Source organism: Actinosynnema sp. NPDC059797 (genome assembly GCF_042732085.1).
In the GTDB taxonomy this organism is placed as follows: Bacteria; Actinomycetota; Actinomycetes; order Mycobacteriales; family Pseudonocardiaceae; genus Actinosynnema.
The window spans coordinates 22,829-46,279 of sequence record NZ_JBHWIE010000025.1 but is presented as its reverse complement, the minus strand read 5'-3'; the positions used below and the strand labels follow the sequence as shown (position 1 = coordinate 46,279).

General features: G+C 73.7%; 20 protein-coding genes. 6 read left to right on the top strand and 14 right to left on the bottom strand.

Annotated features, from left to right (window positions below; genetic code table 11):
* Positions 1–39 precede the first annotated feature (39 nt).
* Entirely contained in the window at positions 40–978 is a 939-nt protein-coding gene (locus tag ACFV4N_RS10410) for a hypothetical protein (protein ID WP_499672200.1), read from the top strand.
* Between the two features lie 141 nt (positions 979–1,119).
* On the opposite strand, the gene ACFV4N_RS10405 is transcribed toward ACFV4N_RS10410, so the two are convergent.
* Entirely contained in the window at positions 1,120–1,650 is a 531-nt protein-coding gene (locus tag ACFV4N_RS10405) for a peroxiredoxin-like family protein (protein ID WP_499672199.1), read from the bottom strand.
* A gap of 53 nt (positions 1,651–1,703) precedes the next feature.
* Here ACFV4N_RS10405 and ACFV4N_RS10400 point away from each other — a divergent pair, with 53 nt between their 5' ends.
* Entirely contained in the window at positions 1,704–2,336 is a 633-nt protein-coding gene (locus tag ACFV4N_RS10400; protein WP_499672198.1) for a TetR/AcrR family transcriptional regulator C-terminal domain-containing protein, read from the top strand.
* 284 nt (positions 2,337–2,620) lie between these two features.
* Here ACFV4N_RS10400 and ACFV4N_RS10395 read toward each other — a convergent pair whose 3' ends face one another.
* The 3 genes from ACFV4N_RS10395 to ACFV4N_RS10385 all read right to left on the bottom strand — a co-directional run bounded on the left by ACFV4N_RS10395 (position 2,621) and on the right by ACFV4N_RS10385 (position 4,175).
* The gene (locus ACFV4N_RS10395) at positions 2,621–2,929 is read right to left on the bottom strand and encodes a hypothetical protein (RefSeq protein ID WP_499672197.1); all 309 of its coding nucleotides are present in this window, start codon (positions 2,927–2,929) and stop codon (positions 2,621–2,623) included.
* The gene (locus ACFV4N_RS10390; RefSeq protein ID WP_499672196.1) at positions 2,913–3,152 is read right to left on the bottom strand and encodes a DUF397 domain-containing protein; all 240 of its coding nucleotides are present in this window, start codon (positions 3,150–3,152) and stop codon (positions 2,913–2,915) included. The genes ACFV4N_RS10395 and ACFV4N_RS10390 overlap by 17 nt, the downstream gene beginning before the upstream one ends.
* Positions 3,153–3,299: 147 nt before the next feature.
* Entirely contained in the window at positions 3,300–4,175 is an 876-nt protein-coding gene (locus ACFV4N_RS10385; RefSeq protein ID WP_499672195.1) for a Sco1979 family transcriptional regulator, read from the bottom strand.
* Between the two features lie 259 nt (positions 4,176–4,434).
* Between ACFV4N_RS10385 and ACFV4N_RS10380 the strand changes: the two genes are divergently transcribed.
* A complete protein-coding gene (locus tag ACFV4N_RS10380; protein ID WP_499672194.1) occupies positions 4,435–5,268 on the top strand; it encodes an SAM-dependent methyltransferase in 834 nt (277 codons plus the stop codon).
* A 978-nt stretch (positions 5,269–6,246) separates the two neighbouring features.
* Here ACFV4N_RS10380 and ACFV4N_RS10375 read toward each other — a convergent pair.
* From ACFV4N_RS10375 to ACFV4N_RS10350, 6 genes are all read right to left on the bottom strand, one after another.
* On the bottom strand, positions 6,247–7,053 hold the full coding sequence (locus ACFV4N_RS10375) for an alpha/beta fold hydrolase (RefSeq protein ID WP_499672193.1): 807 nt from the start codon (positions 7,051–7,053) through the stop codon (positions 6,247–6,249).
* 115 nt (positions 7,054–7,168) lie between these two features.
* Positions 7,169–7,885 (bottom strand): SRPBCC family protein, encoded by a 717-nt coding sequence (locus tag ACFV4N_RS10370; protein ID WP_499672192.1) that lies wholly within the window; start codon positions 7,883–7,885, stop codon positions 7,169–7,171.
* Between the two features lie 2 nt (positions 7,886–7,887).
* Positions 7,888–8,472 (bottom strand): ArsR/SmtB family transcription factor, encoded by a 585-nt coding sequence (locus tag ACFV4N_RS10365; RefSeq protein WP_499672191.1) that lies wholly within the window; start codon positions 8,470–8,472, stop codon positions 7,888–7,890.
* Positions 8,473–8,850: 378 nt separating this feature from the next.
* On the bottom strand, positions 8,851–9,342 hold the full coding sequence (locus ACFV4N_RS10360; protein ID WP_499672190.1) for a methylated-DNA--[protein]-cysteine S-methyltransferase: 492 nt from the start codon (positions 9,340–9,342) through the stop codon (positions 8,851–8,853).
* 10 nt (positions 9,343–9,352) lie between these two features.
* Entirely contained in the window at positions 9,353–10,810 is a 1,458-nt protein-coding gene (locus ACFV4N_RS10355) for a DNA-3-methyladenine glycosylase 2 family protein (protein ID WP_499672189.1), read from the bottom strand.
* Positions 10,811–10,919: 109 nt separating this feature from the next.
* Positions 10,920–11,105, bottom strand: a complete 186-nt coding sequence (locus ACFV4N_RS10350; protein WP_499672188.1) for a hypothetical protein — start codon at positions 11,103–11,105, stop codon at positions 10,920–10,922.
* A gap of 291 nt (positions 11,106–11,396) precedes the next feature.
* Between ACFV4N_RS10350 and ACFV4N_RS10345 the strand changes: the two genes are divergently transcribed.
* The gene (locus ACFV4N_RS10345) at positions 11,397–15,458 is read left to right on the top strand and encodes an NACHT and WD repeat domain-containing protein (RefSeq protein WP_499672187.1); all 4,062 of its coding nucleotides are present in this window, start codon (positions 11,397–11,399) and stop codon (positions 15,456–15,458) included.
* Between the two features lie 351 nt (positions 15,459–15,809).
* Positions 15,810–16,301, top strand: coding sequence for a DUF2165 domain-containing protein (locus tag ACFV4N_RS10340; protein WP_499672186.1), 492 nt, complete (start codon positions 15,810–15,812; stop codon positions 16,299–16,301).
* Between the two features lie 13 nt (positions 16,302–16,314).
* Here the strand turns inward: ACFV4N_RS10340 and ACFV4N_RS10335 are convergent, their stop codons facing one another.
* The 4 genes from ACFV4N_RS10335 to ACFV4N_RS10320 all read right to left on the bottom strand — a co-directional run bounded on the left by ACFV4N_RS10335 (position 16,315) and on the right by ACFV4N_RS10320 (position 22,240).
* The gene (locus ACFV4N_RS10335) at positions 16,315–17,751 is read right to left on the bottom strand and encodes a carboxylesterase/lipase family protein (RefSeq protein ID WP_499672185.1); all 1,437 of its coding nucleotides are present in this window, start codon (positions 17,749–17,751) and stop codon (positions 16,315–16,317) included.
* Positions 17,752–17,866: 115 nt separating this feature from the next.
* Positions 17,867–18,442, bottom strand: a complete 576-nt coding sequence (locus tag ACFV4N_RS10330) for a TetR/AcrR family transcriptional regulator (RefSeq protein ID WP_499672184.1) — start codon at positions 18,440–18,442, stop codon at positions 17,867–17,869.
* Positions 18,443–18,611: 169 nt separating this feature from the next.
* Positions 18,612–20,963, bottom strand: a complete 2,352-nt coding sequence (locus ACFV4N_RS10325) for a helix-turn-helix transcriptional regulator (protein WP_499672211.1) — start codon at positions 20,961–20,963, stop codon at positions 18,612–18,614.
* 8 nt (positions 20,964–20,971) lie between these two features.
* Entirely contained in the window at positions 20,972–22,240 is a 1,269-nt protein-coding gene (locus ACFV4N_RS10320; protein WP_499672183.1) for an Hsp70 family protein, read from the bottom strand.
* A 242-nt stretch (positions 22,241–22,482) separates the two neighbouring features.
* Between ACFV4N_RS10320 and ACFV4N_RS10315 the strand changes: the two genes are divergently transcribed.
* Positions 22,483–23,409, top strand: coding sequence for an IniB N-terminal domain-containing protein (locus ACFV4N_RS10315; RefSeq protein ID WP_499672182.1), 927 nt, complete (start codon positions 22,483–22,485; stop codon positions 23,407–23,409).
* The last annotated feature ends 42 nt before the right edge of the window (positions 23,410–23,451 follow it).

Genomic DNA, 23,451 nt, shown 5'->3' with positions numbered 1-23,451 from the left:
GCGGGAGGCGGTTCCCCCCACTTCACAGGAGGCAGGACCATGTTGCGCAAGACCGTGCTCGCCGCCGTCGCCACCGCCGCCGCCGCGCTCACCCTGCCGGGTGTCGCGTCCGCCGACCCGGTGTTCACCGCCCCGGAGCGCTGCGCCCGGATCAGCGACCTCGCCGGCCCCGACTTCCACGTCCGCCAGTGCGGGGTCAGCGACGTCGACCAGTTCCGCGCGGGCTTCGCCGGCAACGGCAACAGCCACTGCGGCCCGGCTTCGCTCTACAACGTGCTGCACTACTGGGGGCACCAGGAGGACGCGCCGGTCGGCTGGCTGACCACGAAGGTCGGCAACCTGAACCCGACCGACCCGGCCCACTACAACGTCGTGACCAACTCGATCGGCCGCATCGCGACCGACGCGGGCTGGAGCCACGAGGACGGCACCAACACCACGAACCTGCGCGCCGCCTGGAACGTCGCCACCGCGCCGGCCAGGAACAGCGGCTGGTTCGTGGACTCCGGGTACGTCAACTCCCACAGCGCCGCCGACTTCGCCGGCGACCTGGCGAGGAAGCTCGACTGGGGCCCGCTGCAACTGGTCTACGGCCGCTACGCGGACGGCCCGTCGGACAGCCTCAAGCGCACCGGCGGCCACCTCGTCACCGTGGTGTCGGCCAAGGGCTCGTTCAACGGCGACGTGGTCGAGCTGAAGCTGGCCGACCCCGGTCGCGCCCCCGACCACGGGCAGGGCGACTACCTGGCCACGCAGTCGGCGTACGAGGCGTTGGACGTGAAGCTGGAGCGGGTGAACTTCAAGCAGTACGTGCCGTCGAAGGACGACCCGAGCACGCCGGTGAACGAGGCGCTGCTGCCGGGCACCTACAAGGACGTCGAGCGGTGGGAGCTGACCGGTCCCCGCTACGTCAGCGACACCACGCGGCAGATGGTGGAGGGCTTCAACTGGTTCGTCATGGCTCCGCCGATCGGCTGAGCAGCGCCGGCCGACCGGCCGCGACCGACCCGGAGGGCCCCGCTCGCGAGCGGGGCCCTCCCCGCGCGTCCGGGGTGCCGCGAACAGCGCCTCGAACGCCTGTTCGATCCGTCCACACCTGGGGACAGGTCTGTGGACAACTCAGTTCCCGCGGGTCAGGGCCTGTGCGTGGGCGAGCAGTTCGTCCACGGTCCACTGGTCGTAGGCATGCCGCCCGCGCTTCTCCGCGACGATCCGGCCGTCGGGGGCGATGAGGAAGTCCGCGGGCAGCCCGAGCCGGCCCCCGGTCGCCCGGGGCGGCGGGCGGCGACCGCGCAGCAGCGGTCCGAGGTCGCGCGCGACGCCGCGGACGATGGCGCTCCACGCGCGCGGGTCGAGCAGGGCGCGGGGCGCGGCCTCGACGCCGAACTCCGCGTAGAGCCGCTTGTCCGGGTCGGCGACGACGGCGAACGGGAGGTCGGCGACGTGCGGGCGCAGGTCCGCCGCGCCGGAGTGGAACACGACCACCTCGACGACGCCGTGCGCGGAGATCTCGTCGTGCCGCAACACGATCGACCGCAGGTGGAGGTTGCAGACCGGGCAGCCGGCGAACCGGCGGAACTGGAGGTGCACCAACCGATCCGGGTCGGGCACCCGCACCGCGCCACCCCGGACGGTCTCCCACTCGGCCATGGTTCCCCCTCTTCAGCGTGCGCTGTACGCCTACGATCGCACGTTATGCGCGTATGCCGTACGCTGTCAAGGCGATGCCCCGCCCCAAGTCCCTCACCACCACCGCCCTCGCCGCGGCCGCCCTGGCCGTGGTCGACCGCGACGGCCTGGACGCGCTGTCCATGCGCGCGGTCGCCGCCGAGCTGGGGATGGGGACGATGTCGCTCTACCGGTACGTGGCCGACCGGGAGGAGCTGGAGGCGCTCGCCGCGGAGCTGGTGTTGTCCACAGTGGACACCTCGCCGCCCCGGCGCGCGTCGTGGGACGAACAGGTCGCCGTGCTGGTGGAGCGGCTGCGGGCGGCGGTCGGCGAGCACCCCCGGGCCGTGCCGCTGACCACCGCGCACCGGCACCGGTGCCCGAGCGCGCTGCGCTGGGCCGAGGCCGTGCTGGGGGTGCTGACCCGGGCCGGGTTCGACGGGGCCGAGCGGGCGATCGCGCTGCGCGCCCTGCTGGGGTACGTGATCGGCGCGATCGAGCTGGAGCACCGGGGTCCGCTGGACGGGCCCGGCACCACCGCGATGGCCGGGCTGGGCGAGGGGTTCCCGCTGCTGGCCGAGACCGCCGGTGCGGCGAGGGGGATCGACGCGGACGAGGAGTTCCGGCGCGGGCTGGCCGTCGTGCTGCGCGGGCTGCGCCGGGGCTGAGGGGCGGCGGACCCGTCGGGCTCCGCGGACCCGGGGTGACCGGCTCGGGTCCTCGGGTCGGGAGTTGGCCGGTGCGGAGACCGAAGCCGACCTCGGCCCCCGCACCGAACGCGACGAACACGGAGTTGCGCTCCGAGCGTGGCGTCGACGTGGGCGCGGCCGACTCCCGCTGCGTCTCCAGGTCAGGTTCGTCGATGAGGGGTCGGGTGACCCCTCGCCCGTCCGCCACCGCAGCTGCGGACGGGAAGTCGTGAGCGGTCCGGCCTACCGGGAGATCAGGCCGGTCACGCGATCCGGTCGTCGGGCAGGTCGAGCAGCTCTTCGAGCACGCTCGTCGCCGGCCCGTGCCTGCGCCAGGAAAAACGGCTGGGCGCCAGGACGTTCACCTCGTCGGCGGGCATCCGCATCGCGACCGCGTCGTCCGGCGTGTGCAGCCGCACGACGTCGATCACCGCGTCGTGCGCGCGAACGCCGACCACCGCCGCGAGCTCGCCCCTGGCATCCCTGGGGTGGAGGAACTGGAAGCCCCGCGCGATGAGTTCGCGCAGCTGGATGGAGGTGCGGTTGGTCGCCTGGTCAGCCGACGAGGTCATCGAACTCCCCGTCCCTGGCCCCGGCCACGAAGGCCGCGATCTCCGCCCTGGTGTAGACGAGCGCGGGGCCTTCGGGGAAGCGGGAGTTGCGCATGGCGACCGAGCCGTCGGTGAGCGTGGCGAGTTCTACGCAGTTGCCGAGCGCGCCGCTGCGGGCGCTCTTGCGCCACTCGACGCCGACGAGATCGGCAGCGGGCATACCGTTGTGGACCTGAGCGGTCATCGACATCACCCTCCAACCCGGAGACACATCGTCGTGGTGATGCATCTGCACGTGCATTTGATTGTGCACGGACCGTAGCACTGGCTGACGCACGGGTAAATGCACGTGCAGATGCAGAGCGTGAACTTCGCCCGTACGGAGGAAGCCCTACAGGTCCGCTCGGATCTTGCTCAGCAGCTGCCGGCTGCGGTCCGGCGTCTCCGCGTCCACGGTGAGCCGGTCGAACACCCGGCTGTAGACCTCCAGTTCTTCGAGTTTGTCCAGGTAGAGGGCTCCGGCGAGGTGTTCGAGGTACACGATGTCCGGCAGGTCGGGCTCGCCGAAGCGCAGCATCGTAAAAGCACCTTCCGCTGCGTAACCGCTGAGCTGGTACGGCACGATCTGGAGGGTGATCGGGCTTTCCTTGGTCACGCTGAGCAAGTACTCGATCTGCTCCAGCATCACGCGCCGCCCGCCGATGGGCCGGTGGAGCACCGACTCGTCGATCACCGCCCACAGCCGCGGCGCGCCCGGTCGCTGGAGGATCTTCTGCCGCTGCATCCGCAGCGCGACCCGCCGCTTCACCGCCGGCCCCGCCAGCTCGGGTCTGCCGTGGCTCGCGATCGCCATCGCGTAGTCCTCGGTCTGGAGCAGGCCCGGCACGAACAGCGTCTCGTAGGTGAGGATGCGCGAGGCCGCCTCCTCCAGGCCGACGTAGTCCTGGAACCAGTCGGGCATCAGGTCCGAGTACCGGTGCCACCAGCCCGGCGAGTTCGAGCGGCGGACCATCTCGAGGAACTTCCCGCGGACCTCGTCCTCGGTCACCCCGTACATGGTCAGCAGGTCGTTCACGTCGCGCTCCTTGAGCCCGACGCGCCCCAGCTCCATGCGACTGATCTTCGACTCCGAGCCGCGGATCGCGTAGCCCGCGTCCGCGCGGCTGATCTCGGCCGCCTCGCGGAGCCTGCGCAGCTGCGCGCCGAGCACGATCCGCAGAGCGGTGGGCCCGCTCTCCCGCTCGGAGGTCGGCTCACCCGTGACCATCGTGGCACCTCCCGACCGTCATGCCCCTGATCCACCCCTGGCCCACTGCCGGTCCAGCTCCGATTGGAGTCGTCCACCCGAACAGCGGTTGCGCCCGGAAGGGGCCAACTCGCATCGTCACTGAACGTACACCCCCGATCTTGCCGCGTCAGATGTGCGCGGCTCACTCACGCGGAAGGCCCATACGCTTACGCTGAGCGGACTGTGACGCGGTGCACGAAACATCGCCCCTTCTCCCCCGTTATGCGAGGTCAACACAATGTCGGGTTCGTCCTCGGACGCCGCCACCCCCGTCTACATCGACACCACCAAGGCCAGCATCGCCAGGGTTTACGACGCGTTCCTCAACGGCAAGGACAATTACGAGATCGACCGGGAAGTCCTGCGCCGCGTCCAGCAGGTCGCCCCCGAAGCGGCGACGTTGGCCGTGGACAACCGCAACTTCCTCATCCGCGCCACCCGTTTCGTCGCGAGCCAGACGGGTATCACGCAGTTCCTCGACTGCGGTTCGGGTCTGCCCACCGCCGAGAACACCCACCAGGTGGCGCAGCGGATTAACCCGGACGTACGAGTCGTCTACGTCGACAACGACCCCGTGGTGCTGGCGCACGGCCGGGCGCTGCTGGAGGAGAACGACCAGACCCACTTCTCGGCGGCGGACATCTTCAAGCCGCAGGAGATCCTGAACGACCCGGTGGTGCGCAAGCACATCGACTTCTCCGAGCCGCTGGCGTTGTTCCAGATGGGGACGCTGCACCACTACAACGGCACCACCCCGACGTCGGCGGAGATCATGGCCGAGTACATCGAGGCGCTGCCGTCCGGGTCCTTCGTCGGCATCTCCCACTTCCTCGACCCGGAGACCGAGGAGCACTCGGCCATCGCGCGGCGGATGGAGGAGACGTTCCTGCACTCGCCGATGGGCAGCGGGCGGTTCGCGACCAGGGGCGAGCTGCTGGGGCTGTTCAAGGGCCTCGAACTGATCGACCCGGGCCTGGTCATCTGCGCCGACTGGTGGCCGGACGGGCCGCGGTTGAAGGAGTTGGACACGGTGAGCTACTGCATCGCGGGCGCGGTGGCGCGCAAGCCCTGATGATCTTCGGTAGCCTCGGGCGCCGCGGGGAGGGCACGGGGCTGTTCTTCGAGGAAGCTCGCGTCGCACGATCGAGTGAACCTCGCAAAAAGATGTACGGAAACACCGTTCCCGTACATCGGTAGAGGAGAAATCGACGGCCGAGCGACCACCCCCAACCCTGCCAACGGGGCGGTGAGCACGGAGACGGGGTGGTCGCCCGGCCGGTCCGGCCAAGCAGGACTGGACGGCTGGACCGCACGACCAGGCCGGCCCGCGCGACCGGGCCGGACAGAACCGAAGGAGGCACCGACTTCGCACCCAGGACCAGGGGTCTGAGCCCCACCCCACTCGCACCCCCGGCGGCTTGCCGGCCACACCAGCCAGCCGCCTGCCGGCCACACGCCGGTCGGCCAACTGCGCGTCCACCAGCCAGCCGCACACCAGCCGCCGACCACACATCCGCAAGCCCGAACATCCGCAAGCCTGACCGCGCACCAGCCGCCGGTCCCTGTGCCCAGCGGTCACACACTCGCGCACTCGCGGCGCGCACGCCGGTTGCCGCCCGCCGCACGCCGACCCAGGCGAACCCTCGCTCCCGGCCGCCGAACTCGCCGCACGCCGCACATGCTGCTCGCCACACGCCGCACCCGTTGCCGCCGCACCCGCCACACACCGCACCCGTTGCCGTCGCGTCTCGCGGGCTGACTTGCCCGCCGCGCGCCCGCAGAGGAGTGCCTCGTCCGTCGCCGTTGCGTTGGCCGCCGGCCCGTTGCGGCGGCCGGGTGCTTGGGGTGGTTCGTTGCCCGTCCCAACCTGCTGCTTGGCCGCCGGGAACCGCGCTCTTGGCCGGACGCGCGAACCGGTCAGCCTTGGGGCGGTTAGCGTCCCGCGCGTCGAAGCGGCTTTGGGAGCGCTCTCATGTCCACATCGGACCACGCGGGTGGCCCGGCTGTCGTCGAGGCTGGAAGGGCTCGGTGACAGCCGGGCCGGCTAGTCCTAAGCGGACACCCGGTTGGTGAAGAACTCGGTCAGCACCGGGGCGGTCACCTTGGCCTTCACCATGTGGGTCTGTCCCGGCAGGACTACCAGCTGACCCTTCGGCAGCGCCGAAGCCAGGTACCGCTGGGCGTTCCGCATGTACTCCGGGCTCTTCTCCCCCGCGATCACCAGCGCGGGCACCTCCGCACCCGACCACCGACCCGCGGGCGGCGGGGTGCCGTGCTGGTACTCGCCCACCACGGCCAGGTCGTTCGGCAGCGTGTGGGCCACCCCCTTGAGCTTCTTCCACGGCGGCATGAGCGGGAACATCGCGATGAGGAACCCGGGCGTGCCGACGTAGCGCATGAACAGCTTCACGGCGTCTCCCCGCCGCCCCTCCGCGATCGCGCGGGACACCTCCGCCGGGAAGCCCGGGTCCATCGGCCGGTGCGTGTTGTCGATGATCATGGGCGACTCGTAGATCGCCACCCGCTCCGCCGCGACACCGCGGTGCGCCGCCTCGGCGACCAGCGCACCGCCCGACGACATGCCGAACAGGTGGGCCGAGCCCCCGGCCTCCTCGATCAACGCGGCGATGTCCTCGACCTCGCGCTCGACGTCGTACGACCCCGCGTCACCGCTCTCACCGCGGCCCCGCCGGTCGTAGGTGTAGACGGTGAAGTCCGACGACAGGGCCTTCGCCAGCTCGGCGGCCGGGCCGAACCCGCGGTAGCACAGGGCACCGTCCACGATGATCAGCGCCGGGCCCGACCCGACCTTGCCGTACGCGATCCTGGTGCCGTCCTTGGACACGACGTGCGCCATCTTCCTCGTTCTCCTCATGTTCTCGGGCGCGACCCTGTCGGACCACGTCGAACCAACACCCAACGGACAGGACCGAGCGCGTCCGGCGGCTTCGCGTGCCGCTCGGACGCCTCGATCAGGACAGGTCGCCGACCCAGGCCGACCACGCCCGCTCGTCGCGGTCGTCGCCGGCGAACACGTGGTGCATGGCGGCCAACCCGCCGTGCAGCGTGCGGAAGAACCGGTACATCGCGTCGGCCGTGCGGACGCCCACCGTCTGCGAGTTGGCGAAGTACACGACGCCCGGCACGCCGTCGAGGGTGACCTCGTCCCCGGTGCGCGGCGCGCGGTCCAGGCCGAGCCGGTGGCCCAGGCGCGCCCAGGTCGCGGCCCACTCGCCGACCGGCGGACCGAAGGCGGTGACCGGTCGCGCGGTGCGGCCGGTGAAGTGGCGCAGGTAGGTGACGAGCGTCTGCCAGAACATCTCGCCGCCGGCCGTCATGGCCTCGAACTCGTCCTCCCAGTCGTCGCCGGGCAGGAAACCGCCGGCGACCATGCGGAGCACGGTACTGCCCCGGTCACGTCCTTCGATCAGGAACTCGTAGGCGACGAACCGGCCGTCGGGCGCCTTCTCGCCGCCGTAGGCGAGGTGCTTGCCCGGCTCCCAGGCGGTGACGGGGTGGCTGGGGGCGTACCCGCCGAACGCCTGGCGCACCGCGGCGCCGGGCTCGACCTCGTTGCCGCCCATGAACCACGAGTCGATGCCGGGGCCGGTGGCGATGGCCTCCCACACCTGCTCGGGTGTCACGCCGTCCAGCTCGACCTCGTTGACGCCTTCGAACGCGTGGCCCACGGTCACTCCTCGGGGATGCTCGGGTGGACGGCGACGACGACGCGGTGCGCCCGACCGCCCGCCGCCGACTCGTCGTGGTACTTGGCGACCAGGCCGGTGACGGCGACCGCGAGTTCTTCGGCGAACGCCGCCCGTTCGGCCGCGGAGGCGAAGCGGACCTCGCCGTCGAGGGCGAAGGTGGCGACCCGCTTGCCCGCCTTGGACGCGCCGGTGATGAGGTGGCCGACGTCGCGGACCGTGCGGGCGGCCACGGCCAGCAGCCAGCGCGCGGACAGCCGGTCGGGTGAGCGCGCGGGATCGGGCTGCACGGCGGCCAGCGCCACGGGCGAGATCACGTAGGACGCGGCGGTGGCCCGCATGACCCGCTCGGTCATGTTGCCCCTGCGGCGCTCCTCGGCCAGCTCGACCAGACCGTGCTGCTCCAGCGTGCGCAGGTGGTAGTTGACCTTCTGCCGCGGCAGCCCCACCTTGGCCGCCAGCGTGGTCGCCGAACCCGGCTCGGCGAGTTCGGCCAGCAGCCTCACCCTCACCGGGTCCAGCGTGACCTCGGCTGTCGCCGGGTCCTCGATCACTGCCACATCAAGCATGGGAGAACCTTCGCACCGACAACTCGGATTGTCAAGACAACTTTTCTTGTCGGTGGAAGCTGGAGCTGGGACTGCGAGGAGGGAGGAAGGGTGAGCAGCAGAGCGGGAGGGAGGGGGAGGGAGAGGGAGACAGGCGGGCAGCGGGCTGGCCAGCGGGCTGGCGGGCAGCGGGCTGGCCAGCGGGCTGGCGGGTAGGCAGGCAGGCAGGCGGGGCGGACAGGCCGGCGGGGGAGGCGGATGCGGAGGCGGCTGGTGGAGAGGGCGTCGGCACAGGCGGAGCGCCGAGGCCGCGCCACAACAGACCCCAGGCCGCCAAACCCCAGACCACCAGACCAGGCCACCAGACCGCGGGGCGGCTCGTCGAGCCGCCCCGTCGGTTCAGAGCGGCAACCGCCCCACGTGCGCCCCGCGCTCGAAGTCGAGCAGTTGGCGCTTCCGCGCCAGCCCGCCGCCGTACCCCGTGAGGTCGCCGGTGGACCCCACGACGCGGTGGCACGGCACCACGATGCCGACCGGGTTCTTCCCGTTGGCCAACCCGACCGCGCGCGCCGCCGACGGCCGGCCGAGCGCCGCCGCCAGCTCCCCGTACGTCACGGTCTCCCCGTACGGGATCTCGCGCAGCGCCTGCCACACCGCCCGCTGGAACGGCGTGCCGATCAGGTCGAGTTCCAGGTCGAACACCTCGCGCTCGCCGGCGAAGTACTCGGCCAGCTGCCCGGCCGCCTCCCCGAACGGCCCGGGGTCCTCCGGGCCGAACGTCTCCTGCGCCGGCCGGTGGCGCTGGTCGGTCATGTAGACGCCGGACAGCGCGCCGCGGTGCGCGACCAGCGTCAGCGGGCCGACGGGGCTGTCGACCACGGTGTGGGTCATCTGTCTCCTTTCACGCGGGCAGCCGGTTGACCGCGTGGTCGCCGGTCGCCCAGAGGTGCTGGACGGCGTAGGCCCGCCAGGGGCGCCACGCCTGCGCCCGCCGCACCAGGGCGGCGGGGGTGCCGGGCAGGCCGAGGTCGCGGGCGGCGATCCGGATGCCCAGGTCGGTGGGGATGAACGCGTCGGGGTCGCCCAGCGCGCGCATCGCGATCACCTCGACCGTCCACGGCCCGATGCCGGGCAGCGCGAGCAGGGCGGCGCGGGCCCGTTCCCAGTCCGCGCCGACGCCCAGGTCCACCGAGCCGTCGGCCAGCGCGGTGACCAGGGCGCGGAACGCGGTGCGGCGCGACCCCGGCACGGCGAGCACCGCCGGGTCGAGGGAGGCCAGCGCCTCGGGGGTGGGGAACAGGTGGGTCAGGCCGACGTCCTCGACCCGGTCGCCCACCGCTTCGACGAGCCTGGCCGCGTGGGTGCGGGCGGCGGCGGTCGAGACCTGCTGGCCGAGCAGGGCCCGCACGGCGAACTCGGCGGCGTCGACCGTGCCGGGCACGCGGCGGCCGGGCGCCCGGGCGACCAGGGGTGCCAGGAGCGGGTCGGCGGCGAGCTGCTCGTCCACCGCGACCGGGTCGGCGTCGAGGTCCAGCAGCCGGCGGCAGCGGGCGATGGCGATGGACAGGTCGCGCAGGTCGCCGAGCGACAGCCGGCACGCCACGTGGTCCGGTCGCGGGCTCAGCGAGACCACGCCGTGCCCGTGCGGCAGGCGCAGGGTGCGCCGGTACGCGCCGTCGCGCCACTCCTCCACGCCGGGCACGGCGGTCGCGGCCAGGTGGCCGAACAGGTTGTCCGGGCACAGCGGCGCGCGGAACGGCAGCCGCAGCGACAGCACGCCGGGCGCTTCCGGCGCGGGGCCGCGGCGGGCGCGCAGGTCGGTCGGCGACAGGGCGAAGACCTCGCGCACCGTCTCGTTGAACGCCCGCACGCTGGCGAACCCGGCGGCCTGCGCGACCTCGGTCATCGGCAGCGACGTGGTCTCGATGAGCAGCCGGGCGGTCTGCGCGCGCTGCGCCCTGGCCAGCGCCAGGGGTCCCGCGCCCAGTTCGGCGAGCAGCAGCCGTTCGAGCTGGCGGACGCTGTAGCCGAGGTCGCGGGCCAGGCCGGGCACGCCCTCGCGGTCCACCACGCCGTCGGCGATCATCCGCATCGCCTTGGCCACGGCGTCCGCGCGGTGGCTCCACAGCGGCGACCCCGGCGAGGCGTCGGGGCGGCACCTCTTGCACGCCCGGAATCCCGCTTGTTGCGCCGCCGCCGCACTCGGGTAGAAGCGCATGTTCTCGACCTTGGGCGGCACCACCGGACAACTCGGCCGGCAATAGATCCCGGTGGTCAGCACCGCGGTGAAGAACCAACCGTCGAACCGGGCGTCTTTGGACCGGACGGCCCGGGCACAGCGTTCCGCGTCTTGGTGCACCGCACCAGCATCCGGCAAGGCCGGACCGTTGGCTGGCGGAAAAACGACATCGGCGTCCCGGGGCCGGAACCGCACCGCGCCGTGCGCGTCCCGGCTCGACCCGGCCCGGTCAGGCGGGCAGCGGGGCGGTGAGGCGGGCGAGCAGGTCCAGCCTCACCTCGGCCCGATCCCGGCCGTGCGCGTCGAGCACGGTGCGCAGGATCGGGCAGACCCGTGCTTCACCGGGGCACGCCCGGTCCTCACGGGCCGTGACCGGCGTGGCGCCGGTCGGGTCACCGCCGATCGCGGTCGGCATGGCAGGTCGCCGCGCCGTTCCAGCGACCGCGGTGGCCGGGCGCGCTCCGCTGAGAAGACCCCCAGGACTCCTCAGTCGAGGCCGCGCCGCCAGTAGCGGTAGTTGCCTGCAAAACCACTTGGACCGGTCCCTTCGCACCACTTCGACGACGCACCGGAACGTCCCGGCCAGCTTGGCACCCGAACTGGTTAGGGTGGACTGCCTGCTGCTCCACCGGTCCACAAAAGACCTGTTCACGCGCTCACACCGGTTTTCCGGTCCGGAAGACCGGCCCGAGGAGGCTCGCCGCGGATGACTGCTTCCGGTCGGGGGTCGGGTCCCCGAGCCCTCTTCGCGGAGCGGTTCGCCCTGCTCTACGCCGAGGCGGGCGACCCGCCGCTGAAGCGGGTGACCGAATCGGTCGGCCGGGCCAGGCGCACCGACGAGCGGGGCCGCCCGGTCCGGGCGACCGCGCAGCGGGTCAGCGACTGGCGCCGCGGGCGCAACGTCCCGGCTCGGTTCTCGGCACTCTCGGTAGTCCTCGAGGTCCTCATCGGGGAGGCGCGCAAGACCCGCCCGCAGCCGCCCGCGCCCGGCCTGTACGACCTCGACGCGTGGCGGGCGCTGTGGGAGGAGGCGCTGGCGAGCCCGGCGTCGCCCGCCGAGGACGAGGAGCCGCCCAGCTCCGACGAGATCGGCGTGTGCCCCTACCGGGGACTGGCCGCGTTCCAGGCCGAGGATTCGAACTGGTTCTTCGGCCGGGAACGCAGCACCGCCGCATTGGTGTCCCGGCTGGGCAGCGCCGCGGAAACCGGCGGAATAGTCATGCTGGTGGGCGCTTCGGGCGCCGGCAAATCGTCACTCGTGCGCGCAGGCGTCATTCCGGCCATTCGCGCGGGCGAACTGGCCGTCGACGGTTCCGAGAAATGGCCCGCGGTGGTCGTCACGCCCGGCGCGGACCCGATCGGCGAACTCGTCCGGCAGGTGCCGGAACTGGCCGACGTGCTCGACGCGCGGCCCGGTCCGGACGGGTCGGAGCACGACCGGGAGGCGGGCGGGCCCGGCCCGGACCCGTTCCCGGGGCAGACGCTGCTGGGCGTGATGCGGTTCGCCGGGCGGATCCGGGCGGCGTTCGCCGCGTACGCCGCGCGGCACGGCGGCGACCGGGTCGTGGTGGCGGTCGACCAGTTCGAGGAGGCGTTCACGCTCGCGCCGGACGAGCACCGGGTGCAGGTGTTCGTGCAGGCGCTGCACGTGGCGTGCACGCCCGCGGTCCCCGGCGGCGAGCCGCCCGCGCTGGTGCTGGTGGGCGTGCGGGCCGACTTCTACGGCCGCTGCCTGGTGTTCCCCGAGCTGGCCGACGCGCTCCAGGACCGGCAGATGGTGCTGGGCCCGATGACGTCGGCCGAGCTGCGCGAGGCGGTGTCGCGGCCCGCGAAGGCGGCGGGCCTCCAGCTCGAACCGGGCCTGGTCGAGCTGATGCTGCGCGACCTGGGCGTGCGCGGCAGCCGGCCGCGGTCGCGCGCCGGCCAGGGCGCCTACGACGCGGGCGCGCTGCCGCTGCTCTCGCACGCCCTGCTGGCCACCTGGCAGCGGCGGCAGGCGGGCAAGCTGACCATCGCCGGCTACCGGTCGGCGGGCGGCATCCAGGGCGCGGTCGCGGCCACCGCCGAACGCGCGTGGGCCGACCTGGCGCCCGAGGCGCAGCAGGCCGCCCGGCCGCTGCTGCTGCGCCTGGTCCGCGTCGGCGAGGACACCCAGGACACGCGCCGCCGCTCCACCCGGCACGAGCTGGTCGAGCAGACCGCCAACCGGGCCGCGGGCGAGCAGGCCCTGGAAACGCTGGCCCGCGCCCGCCTCGTCACCCTCGACGCGGGCTCGGTGGAGATCACGCACGAGGCGCTGCTCCAGGCGTGGCCGCGGCTGCGCAGCTGGATCGACCAGGACCGCGAGGGGCAACTGCTGCGGCAGCGGCTGGAGGAGGACGCGGCGGCGTGGGCGGCCGAGGACCGCGACTCGTCCCTGCTCTACCGGGGCGCGCGGCTGGAGACCGCCCGGCACTGGGCGGACGCCGCCGGACCCGGCGGCCTCACCGGCACCGCCCAGGACTTCCTCGCCGTGTCCACGCAGCACCGCAGGCGCGCCGCGTGGGGCATGCGCGCGGCGGCCGCGATCGTGGTCGTGCTCGCGCTGATCGCCGCCACCGCCGCCGTGGTGGCCGTGCGGCAGCGCGACGACGCGGTGTTCCGGCAGGTCGTGGCCGAGGCCGACCGGCTGGACGAGAGCGACCCGTCGCTGTCGGCCCTGTTCGACCTGGTCGCCCACCGGATGCGCCCGGACGACCCCGAGGTGCGCACCCGCCTGCTGTCCACGCAGACCACGCCGCTGGCCACGGTGCTGCTCGGGCACACCGGCCCGGTGTACCTGACGTCGTTCTCCCCCGACGGCAAGACCCTGGCCACGGCCAGCTACGACCAGACCGTGCGGCTGTGGGACCTGCGCGACCCCGACCACCCGCGCCCGCTCGGCTCGCCGCTGCTGGGGCACCGCGGCTGGGTGTCCTCGGCCGTGTTCAGCCCGGACGGCAGGACCCTCGCCACCGCCGGCGACGACCGCACCCTGCTGCTGTGGGACGTCAGCGACCCGGGCCGGCCGCGCTCGCTCGGCCAGCCGCTGGGCCGCGACCACGACACCATCTACCTGCTGGCGTTCACCCCCGACTCCAGGACGCTGGTCACCGCCAACGCCGACCACACCGCGCAGCTGTGGGACGTGGCCGACCCGGCGAACCCCCGGCGGCTCGGCGAACCGCTGCGCGGGCACACCGGGCAGGTCCGGTCGGTCGCGTTCAGCCCCGACGGGACCCTGCTCGCCACCGGCGGCGACGACGACACGGTCACCCTGTTCGACGTGCGGGACCGCCTGGCGCCCAAGCGGCTCGGCGCGCCGCTCGCCGGGTTCGACGACGACGTGCACTCGGTCTCGTTCAGCCCCGACGGCCGGGTGCTGGCCGCGGGCAGCGAGGACTGGACCGTGCACCTGTTCGACGTGACCGACCCGGCCGCGCCGCAGCCGATCGGGCGCCCGCTGACCGGCCACACCGGCGGGGTCTGGTCGGTCGACTTCAACCCCGACGGCCGGGTGCTGGCCTCCTCCGGCGCCGACGGCACCACCCGGCTGTGGAACGTCACCGACCCGGCCCGCCCGAGGTCCCTGGGACAACCCCTGACCGGCCGCAACGGCACCGTGTACGCGGTCGGCTTCAGCCCCGACGGCCGCACCCTGGCCACCGGCAGCCACGACTCGGCCGTGCGCCTGTGGTCGCTGCCGACCGGCGTGCTGGTCGGGCACTCCGCCAGCACCACCGACCCCCGCTTCACCCCGGACGGCAGGCGGCTCGTGACCGCCGCCGAGGACGAGGTGATCCACGTGTGGGACGTCCGGGACCCCGCCGCGCCGCGCATCACCGCCGCCGTCCGGCACGGCGCGCCGGTGTGGGCGCTGGCGGTGAGCGCCGACGGGCGGACGCTGGTCAGCGTCAGCGACAAGGTGGTGCGGCTGTGGGACCTCGCCGACCCCGACCGGCCCCGGCCCCTGGGCGAACCCATCGAGGTCGGCACCCGGTACAGCTCGCCGGTGGCGCTCAGCCCCGACGGGCGGGTGCTGGTGACCGGGCACGACGACGAGTCCGTGCAGCTGTGGGACATCGGCGACCGGGAACACCCCGCGCGGCTCGGCGGCCCGCTCGTCGGCCACGAGGGCTACGTGTACTACACCGGCTTCACCCGGGACGGCCGGACGCTCGTCACCGGCGGCGCGGACCAGACCGTGCGGCTGTGGAACGTCGCCGACCCGGCCGCCGCCCAGCCGATCGGGCACCCGCTGACCGGGCACAGCGGCGCGGTGCGCGCGGGCGCCGTCAGCCCGGACGGCGAGGTCCTGGCCACCGCCAGCGACGACAAGACCGTCCGGCTGTGGGACCTGGGCACGCTGAACCGGGTCAAGCCGATCGGCGCGCCGCTCACCGGTCACGTCGAAGGCGTGGTCACGGTGGACTTCAGCGCCGACGGGCAGTACCTGGCCGGCGGCGGCGAGGACAGCACGATCCGGCTGTGGGACGTGCGCGACCCGCAGCGGCCCTCGCCGCTGGAGGGGGTGCTGAGCGGGCACGAGGGGCCCCTGCGCGGCATCGCGTTCAAGCCGGGTGGGGAGGCCGTGGTGGCGTCGTCCAGCACGGACAGCACGGTGCGGTTGTGGGACCTCTCGCTGGACCACGTGATCCAGCGGGTGTGCGCCAAGACCAAGGGGACGTTGACCGAGGAGCTGTGGCGCGAGCACCTGCCCCAGTTGGACTACGAGCCGCCCTGTTCGTGACGAGCCGCCCTGTTCGTGACGAGCCGCCCTGTTCGTGACGGGGTGGTGCGGCGCGGCAGGGCGGCGGGACGCGGCGCGGCACGGGGGGCGAGGGAGCCAGTCGGGGTGGAGGGATGCCTTGCGCGGGCTGGTGGTCCGAACCACAACTCTGGTGAAACCGCAGGCGTTCCGGCGGTTCCGGTCACCCCCGATCGGCCGCACCGCGTCCCCGCGCCCGGTTCCCCCACTCGAGCTGACCTGCGGGGTTCGGGCGCGTCGTCGAACGGCCCTCCTCTCCGCCCGCGCCCGCGGGCCGGCCGGCCGCCGCCGACCCTCGTGGACTTCCGGCGGATTGTGGCTATGTTGCGGTACATGCGTTTTCTTGCCCGGGTGGGGAGCCCGCAGGCCGCGATCGCGTCGTTGACCGGCATCACCGCGCTCTACCTGACTCTCGTGGTGTTCGGGAACATCACCGACTACGACACCAACCACGCGTTCGTGCAGCACGTGTTCGCGATGGACACCACGTTCGGCTCGCCGAACACCACGTGGCGCGCCATCACCAGCCCGGCCGTGGTGACCATCGCGTACGTGCTGATCATCCTGTGGGAAGCGGTGACCGCCCTGGTGATGATCGCGGCCCTGGTGTCCTGGCTGCGCCGCCGCGAGGACGTGGCGCGGCGGCTGTCGTCCACCGGCTGGGTCATGCAGGCGCTGCTGTTCGGCGCCGGGTTCATCGCGATCGGCGGCGAGTGGTTCGCCATGTGGCAGTCGAAGGACTGGAACGGGCTGACGCCCGCTTTCCAGAACTTCGTCATCGCGGGCATCGGGCTGGTCCTGCTGCACGCGAGCCGGCGCGACTGAGCCCCCGCCCCCGCTACTCGTCCTCCCAGAAGTCGAGTCGGTGCGTCGCCCGGAAGTCCACACCGGTGATCGCGCCCGGCGCGAGCGACTGCACGTGCTCGTCCTCGGCGAAGCCCGGCCACGCCGGCAGGCCGTCGCCGTTGGGGTCGCCGGTGCGGGCGAAGTTGGACCAGTAGTCGATCATCACCTCCGACAGTTCGCGTCGACCACCGGTCAACTCGCGGTCCGGGAACAGGTACTCGATGTCCGTGCCGTGGCTCGCGCCCAGCTCCGAGGCGGCCGGGTCGGCGAACTCGAACGCGAACGTCGGCGTGTGCGCGGCCAGCAACCGGTGCTGCCGGAACGTCGGCCTCGCCCACACCCGGTCGGTCATCACGGCCGCCCACGCCCGGGTCGCGTCGTCGAACGCGGTCAGCGGGTACTCCCGCTCCACCTCGGCCGCCCGGTCGCCGAAGGCCAGGGCGAGCAGCCTCGGGTAGTCCCGGGGTCCGACCTCGCCGCGGAAGGTCGCCACGATGCCGCGGTGCTCGTCCCGCGTGGTGCCCGCCAGCACCGGGACCCGCGCGAACTCGCCCGCCTCCAGGGCTTCGGCGGGCACCGCGGGCAGGTCGGGGTTGCCGTAGCCGTAGGGCTGGAAGATGTTCATCACCATCGGGTGCCCGAGGACCTGCTCCGCGGGCAGCCCGCGCAGGCAGTCGACGTCGGCGCAGCCCAGCTCGGCGGCGACGGCCTGCCCGGCGGCCTGGACCTCCGCGGTGTCGCGCCAGCCCAGCCACGGCAGCGCGGGCAGCTCCGGGTACCAGGCCTCCGCGGGCAGGTCGGCCAGTGCGAAGCCGCTGTGCGTGATGGCCTTGTCGAACAGGCCGCGCGACTTCGGCGAGACCAGGTGCGCCGCGATCGAGGTGGCGCCGTAGGAGACGCCGAACAGCGTCACGTTGCCCGGGTCGCCGCCGAAGCCCCCGATGTTGCGCCGCACCCACTCCAGCGCGGCCCGCTGGTCCTGGAGGCCGAACGTGCCCGAGCCCTCCAGGCCCGGCAGTCCGAAACCGCCGAACACGCCGAGCCGGTAGTTGGGCGTAACCACCACCACGTCGCCCCGGGTGGCCAGGGCACGGGCGTCGAAGTAGTGGCCCGCGCCGACCGCGCCGTCGCCGTGCAACCACACCAGGACCGGCTGGCGGCCCTCGGTGGCGGGAGTGGTGACGTTGAGGAACAGGCAGTCCTCGTCCGTCGACGTGGCGTCCGAATAGGACGATCCCACCTGCGGGCACGGGCTGCCCGGCCTGGTGGCGTCCCGGACGCCGCTCCAGGGCACCGGCGGCTGCGGAGCCCGCCACCGGTTCCCACCCCCCGTCCGCGCGGCGTACGGGATGCCCTGGAAGACCGCGCGGTCGGTGTGCACCGTGCCGCGGACCTCCCCCGTCTCGACCCGCACCACGTCGTCCCGCACGGCACCGCCCCCTTCTCCTCGGCCCGCATCTCGCCCACCGGTCCCTCCCCCGCCGGCCGAGCACGCCGTCGCCAGCAGTGCCGCGGTCAGCGCCAACGTCCCCCGACGCATGTCACTACCCCCTCGTCACGGCGAGCCCCACCATCGTGATCAGCTCGCGTTCACAGAGGTCGAGGTCGACCTCCGCGTGATCGGCCGCCCTGGCGAGCACCCCGTTGCGCAGCGCCAGGACGAAGATCGCCATCGCGTCCGCGTCGAACTCCCGGAACTCCCCCGCCGACTGCCCCTCCCGGAGGAGGTCGGCCATCGCGCGGTGGTCGTCGTCGGCGTTGTCGGCGGCGGAGACGTGCGGCCGGACCTGGAGCAGCGCCACCATCTCGCTCCGGTGCGCCGCCATGAACCGCAGGTTGGCCCGCAGGAACGCCTCCAGCTCGCCCCGGGCGGAGTCGGACCGGTCCACCCGGTCCAGCACGAACGCGGTGAACCTGCGGTGCACCTCGGCGTAGACCTCGTCGACCAGCTCCTGCTTGCCCTTGAAGTGGTACGAGATCAGGCCCGTGCTGCTCAGCCCGGCGCGAGCGGCGATCTGCTTGAACGACGTCGCCCCGTAGCCCAGCTCGGCCAGCGTGGCGATCGCCGCGTCCACGATCTGCGCCCGCCTCGCCTGCTCCGTGACCGACTTTGCTCGCATGAGCAAAATTTAGCACAGCCGAGCAAGGAGGTGGGCCGAAAGAGGCCGGACAAGGAGGTATGGCCAGGTCAGAGGTGGCAAAGACGAGGACGGGGCGGAGTTCCGACGAAGTTCGCATGACTCCATGCTCGAACAGGTGTTCGAGCGGCGCAAGATCACTTTCGGGTGATCAGCCGACGATCTGGCGGAGTTGCTCCAGCAGTTCCGCGCGGCTGCCGCACCCGAGCCGCTGCCTCATCCGGGCCACGTGGTGCTCCACCGTCTTCGCCGAGATGAACAGCCGGTCGCCCACCTGCTTGTACGTCAGCCCTCCGACGACCAGCTCCGCCACCTCGCGCTCCCGGTCGCTGAGCTTGCCCGCGTCGGCCTCGACCACCGGCTCCGGCTGCCTGCGCGCCGCCCCCGCGGGCCGGCCCTGCAACAGCCTCGCGCAGTCCAGCAGCCGCACCATCGCCTGCCGGTCGGACGTGCGGATCGCCGCCTGCCCCGCCAGCCTGGCCGCGTCCCACCACTGGCCCACCGCGTGCAGCCCCCGCGCGGCCGCCTCGACCAGGTCCGCGTCGACCTTGCCCGCCAGCACGTCCAGCCAGCTCTCCGCCGCCGCCGACACGACCGCCGCGTACCGGCTCCGCGACGCGCACGCCGCCAGCGACGCCGCGTGCTCCTCGGCCGCCGACGTCTCCTCCGCGGTGATGGCCGCGTGCAGCGCGCTCCAGTGCAGCGGCACCGCCCACAAAGGCGGATCACCCAGGTCCCGCAACAGGTTCCGGGCCGCGCCCAGGTGGTGGGCCAGCCGGTGCTGGTCGCGCAGCCTCGCGGCCGCCGCGGCGAACTCGCCCAGCGGTAAGAACGCGAACAGGTCGACCGGGTGCCGCAGCACGGCCTCGCACGCCTGCTCCCAGGTGCGCTTCAACGTCGCCAGGTCGCTGTCCCGCCGCGCCACGCCGACCTCCAGCGCCACCGCGAACAGCCAGTCCCGCGCCTCCAGCGGCCGCCCGGCCCGGCGCAGCGCCAGCAGCGCCTCGCGCGCCGCGCCCAGGTTCCCGCGCAGCATCTCGACCCACGCCCGCAACAGCCTGTGCCGCACGGACATCAGCGCGCCGCCCAGCGACGTCGCCACCGCCCGGTCCAGCACCGACTCCGCCACCGACAGCTCGCCGCCGTGCAGGGCCACCAGCGCGGCCAGCGCGGCGGGCGTGTCCGGCAGCAGCACGGAGCGGCCCGCGGGCTCCAGCAGGCCGGTCGCGCGCACCAGGGTGGACAGCGCCGAGGTCGGCGCGCCGGTGACGGACTCCACGACCCCTTGCGCCATCAGGGAAGCGGCTCCGTCGAGCATGGTCGGCGGCGCGGGCGGCAGGGCCGCGGCGGGCAGCCTGCCCGTGCCCACCTGGCCGATCACCGCGAACGCGGTGGACGTGGCGCTCGGCGACCACCGGTGCAGCTCGGTGCTGCGCGCCAACTGGCCCCGGTGCGCCAGCGCGATGGCGGCCACCTCCGCGGCCGCGCCCCGGTGCGCCGACCCGCCGGCGATCACCTGGTCCGCCAGCCGCAGCGCCGCGTCCAGGTCGCCCGCCATCGCCGACGCCACCGCCCGCCGCACCGCGACCTCGGCCGTGGGCGTGCCGACGGCGGCCAGCAGCCGGGCCGCCAGCGCCGGGTCGGACGGCAGCGCCTCGCCGGCCGCCGCCTGGAACGCCGCCGCCATCCCCGGCCCGGCCACCCCGACCAGGGGCCGCACCAGCTCCAGCACCGGGCCGCCGGACCGCAGTTGCAGCTCGGCCAGCTTCTGCCGCACCGCGATCCGCCGGTCGGTGCGGCTCAGCGCGGCCACGGCGGTGCGCGCGATCGGCAGCAGCGCCCCGTCCGGCCCGAGCAGCCCGGTGGCGCGGGCCGCCTCGATGACGTCCCCGACCTCGTCCACGTCGACGCCCAGCAGCCCGCCGAGCAGGTCCAGCCGCAGCGCGGCGCCGGCCTCGGCGGCGAGCAGGAACTTCTGCACGTCCGGTTCGAGCCAGTCCAGGTCCGCCCGGAACGACGCCACCACCTCGGCGGGCACCTCGGGCGCGGTCAGCCCGGACAGCCGCGCCACGAACCGCGGCACGCCGCCGGTCTGCCGGTGCACGAACTCCGCCAGCCCCCGCGCGGGCGCGGGCAGCACGGCGCGCACCTCGTCGCGGGTGAACGGCTCGGGCATCAGCGCGGGCCGGACCCGGCCCAGCGACTCGGCCAGCGCGGCCAGCGCCCGCGACCGGGGCCACGGCCGGTGGGCCACGACGACCGGCCGGTCGCCCCGCTCGACCGCCGCGCGCAGCTCCAGCAGCTCCGCCTCCGGCAGCAGGTGCGCGTCGTCCACGACCACGGCCTCGACGCCCGCGTCCTCGAACGCCCGCGCGAACTCCCGCAGCGCGGTGGTCTTGCCGTACCCGCCGGGCGCGACGACGCCGAGCCGCGCGGGCACGCCGGACGCTATGGCGTCCAGGACCTGCTCGACCTGCTGGGACAGCACCGGCCGGGTGATCATCGCCTGGTTCAACGACCGTCCTCGTGGTTGCGGGCGCGGCGGTGGCCGCCGATGGGCGCCAGGCCGCGCACGACGCGCTTCACCGAGCGCCGCTCGGGCAGGTCCAGCGGGGTGATGTCGACGGGCGGCCGGGGCGGCGGCGGGGCGAACTCCGCGTCGGCCGGGTCGGCGCCGCCGACGGGGAAGCGCAGCAGCGGGTCGTCGTCGCGCAGCATCACGGACGTCTCGATGGGCTCGGGCTCCGACTCGGGCCCGACGACCAGCCGGCGGGCCGCGAGCGCCGCGCCCTTGACCACCGAGGTCTCCGGCGCGGCCTCCACCAGCACCGGGCCGGGCAGCGACGCGGCGATCAGCGGGATGCGGGCGCTGCCGCCGACCAGCACGGTCGTCCCCGCGCCGGCGGCGACGCGGGCGTGCTCGGCGACCGCGTGCTCGACCGCCGGCCGGATCAGCTCCTCGAACTTCGCCCTGGTCAGCGGCACGTCCACGCGCCCGGACGGCAGGTGCGCCGGGATCGAGGTCTCGACGGTGCCGGACAGCAGCCGCTTGGCCGCCTCGCAGTCGCGCCGCAGCCGGGCGAACAGCGCGCGGGCCCGCGGGTCCTCGACGTCCAGGTCGGCCAGCTCCCGCCCGAGGGAGGCGCGGACGTGCGCGAACACCGCGTCGTCGAAGTCCGCGCCGGCGTCCTGGTCGACGCCCTCGACCGCGGCGACCAGCTCGTAGCCGCCCCCGGCGGCGGTGGTGACGACGGCCGAGGAGAACGCGTGGCTGCCCAGGCTGAAGACCCCGAGCGCGCCGGTGAACGGCCGGTTGAACGCGTGGTTCTCGGCCGCCGCGACCGGTTCCGGCACCAGGGACGCCTCGACGCCGGTGGCGCGCAGCGCCCGGTGCAGGAGGCCCTTGGCGTGCGCGCCCCAGCCGGGCGGGTGCGCCACCGCGACGTGCCGCGGGTACCCGCCCTCGCGGGCCGCGACCTGGTTGACCACCCACTTGACCAGCAGCGCGGTCAGCTCCTCGGGCGTGCACCGCTCGGTCCCGAGCACCACGGGCACCACGTCGCCGACGCGGCGGGCGAACCCGGTCGCCGTCCACGCGGGGTCGCCCGGCTCGCCCACGAGGACCGTGCCGTCCGCGGTGAGCTGCACCGCCGTCGCCACCCCGCCGCCGGGACCGCCCAGGCCGACCGGCTCGGGCTCGCCGCGCCCGGCGCCGCCCAGCCGGCACACGGCCGCCGCCGTGCGCGTGGTGCCCACGTCGACCCCGAGGACGTACGGCAACTAGGAGCCCCCTTCTCACCTGATCGAAGTACGGCTGTACCTACACGGGTCACGACTAGGTCACAAGCCGATCCCCTAATCCCCTAGGGAGTGAACGACTGACACCCCATAGTGGTTGCGGGATCTACGGGGAGTAATCCCCGATGGCCGCTGAACCCCAGGTCGATACGTTCATCACCACACCGACCCCATCCCTGCCAGGTCGGCTCCCCGCGTCCTATTCCGACCAGGAGAGATCCACCATGGGCTCCAGCCCCAACACGCTGCACGACTTCGTCCTCGACCTGCTGAGCGACCCGACCGCGCTGGCCGACTTCCAGGCCGACGCCGCGGGCTCCCTGGCGCGGGCCGGTCTGAGCGACATCAGCGCCGCTGACGTGCAGGAAGTCATCCCGCTGGTCCTCGACTACGCGCCGACCGGGAGCCTGCCCGCCCTCGACGGCCCGCTGCTGGAGGACCTGCCGCTCGACGTCGCCGACGGTCCGGTGGAGGCGATCTTCCGCCTCAAGGCCGTGACCGACCAGCTCGCGGTGTCCGGCGCGACCGGCGCGTCGGACCTCAAGGCCGCCGCGGCGGGCACGTTGAGCGCGGACGCCGAGGGCCTGACCGTCTTCGGCGGCGTGTCCAGCTGGGACCTCCTCGACGCGTCGGGGGCGGCGAAGCTGACGGTCGGGGGTGACTTCTCCGCGGTGAACGACGTGGCCGGCACCCTGGACGGCCCGCTGGGCACCGCCACGGGTCAGGTGCAGGACCTGACCTCCACGGCGACCGGCGCGGTGGACGGCGCCGTCGCCACCGAGGGTGGGGTCACCGGCGCGTTGCCGGGCGCGGACAGCCTGACCAGCACCGCGTTCGGCTCGCTCGACACGCTGACCGGCGTGGTCGACGGCGTGACCGGTGGCCTCACCAGCGCCCTGCCCGGCGACCTGGGCGGCGTCGCCGACCTCGGCGGCGTCACGAAGGTCGTCGACCTCGACGCCCAGGCGCACGTGGCCGGGCAGCACCACACCTTCGACTCCGACGCGCCGCTGGCCACCGTGACCGACACGGTCGCGGGCGCCGCGCACACCGCGGGCGTCGGCGGGGTCGTGAGCAACGTCACCGACGCGGTGAGCGACGTCGACCTCCCGGTCGTCGGCTCGCTCGGCGTCGACGACCTGCTCTTCTGAGACTGATCCACTACCGGAGAGCCGGTCCCGTCCGACCAACGG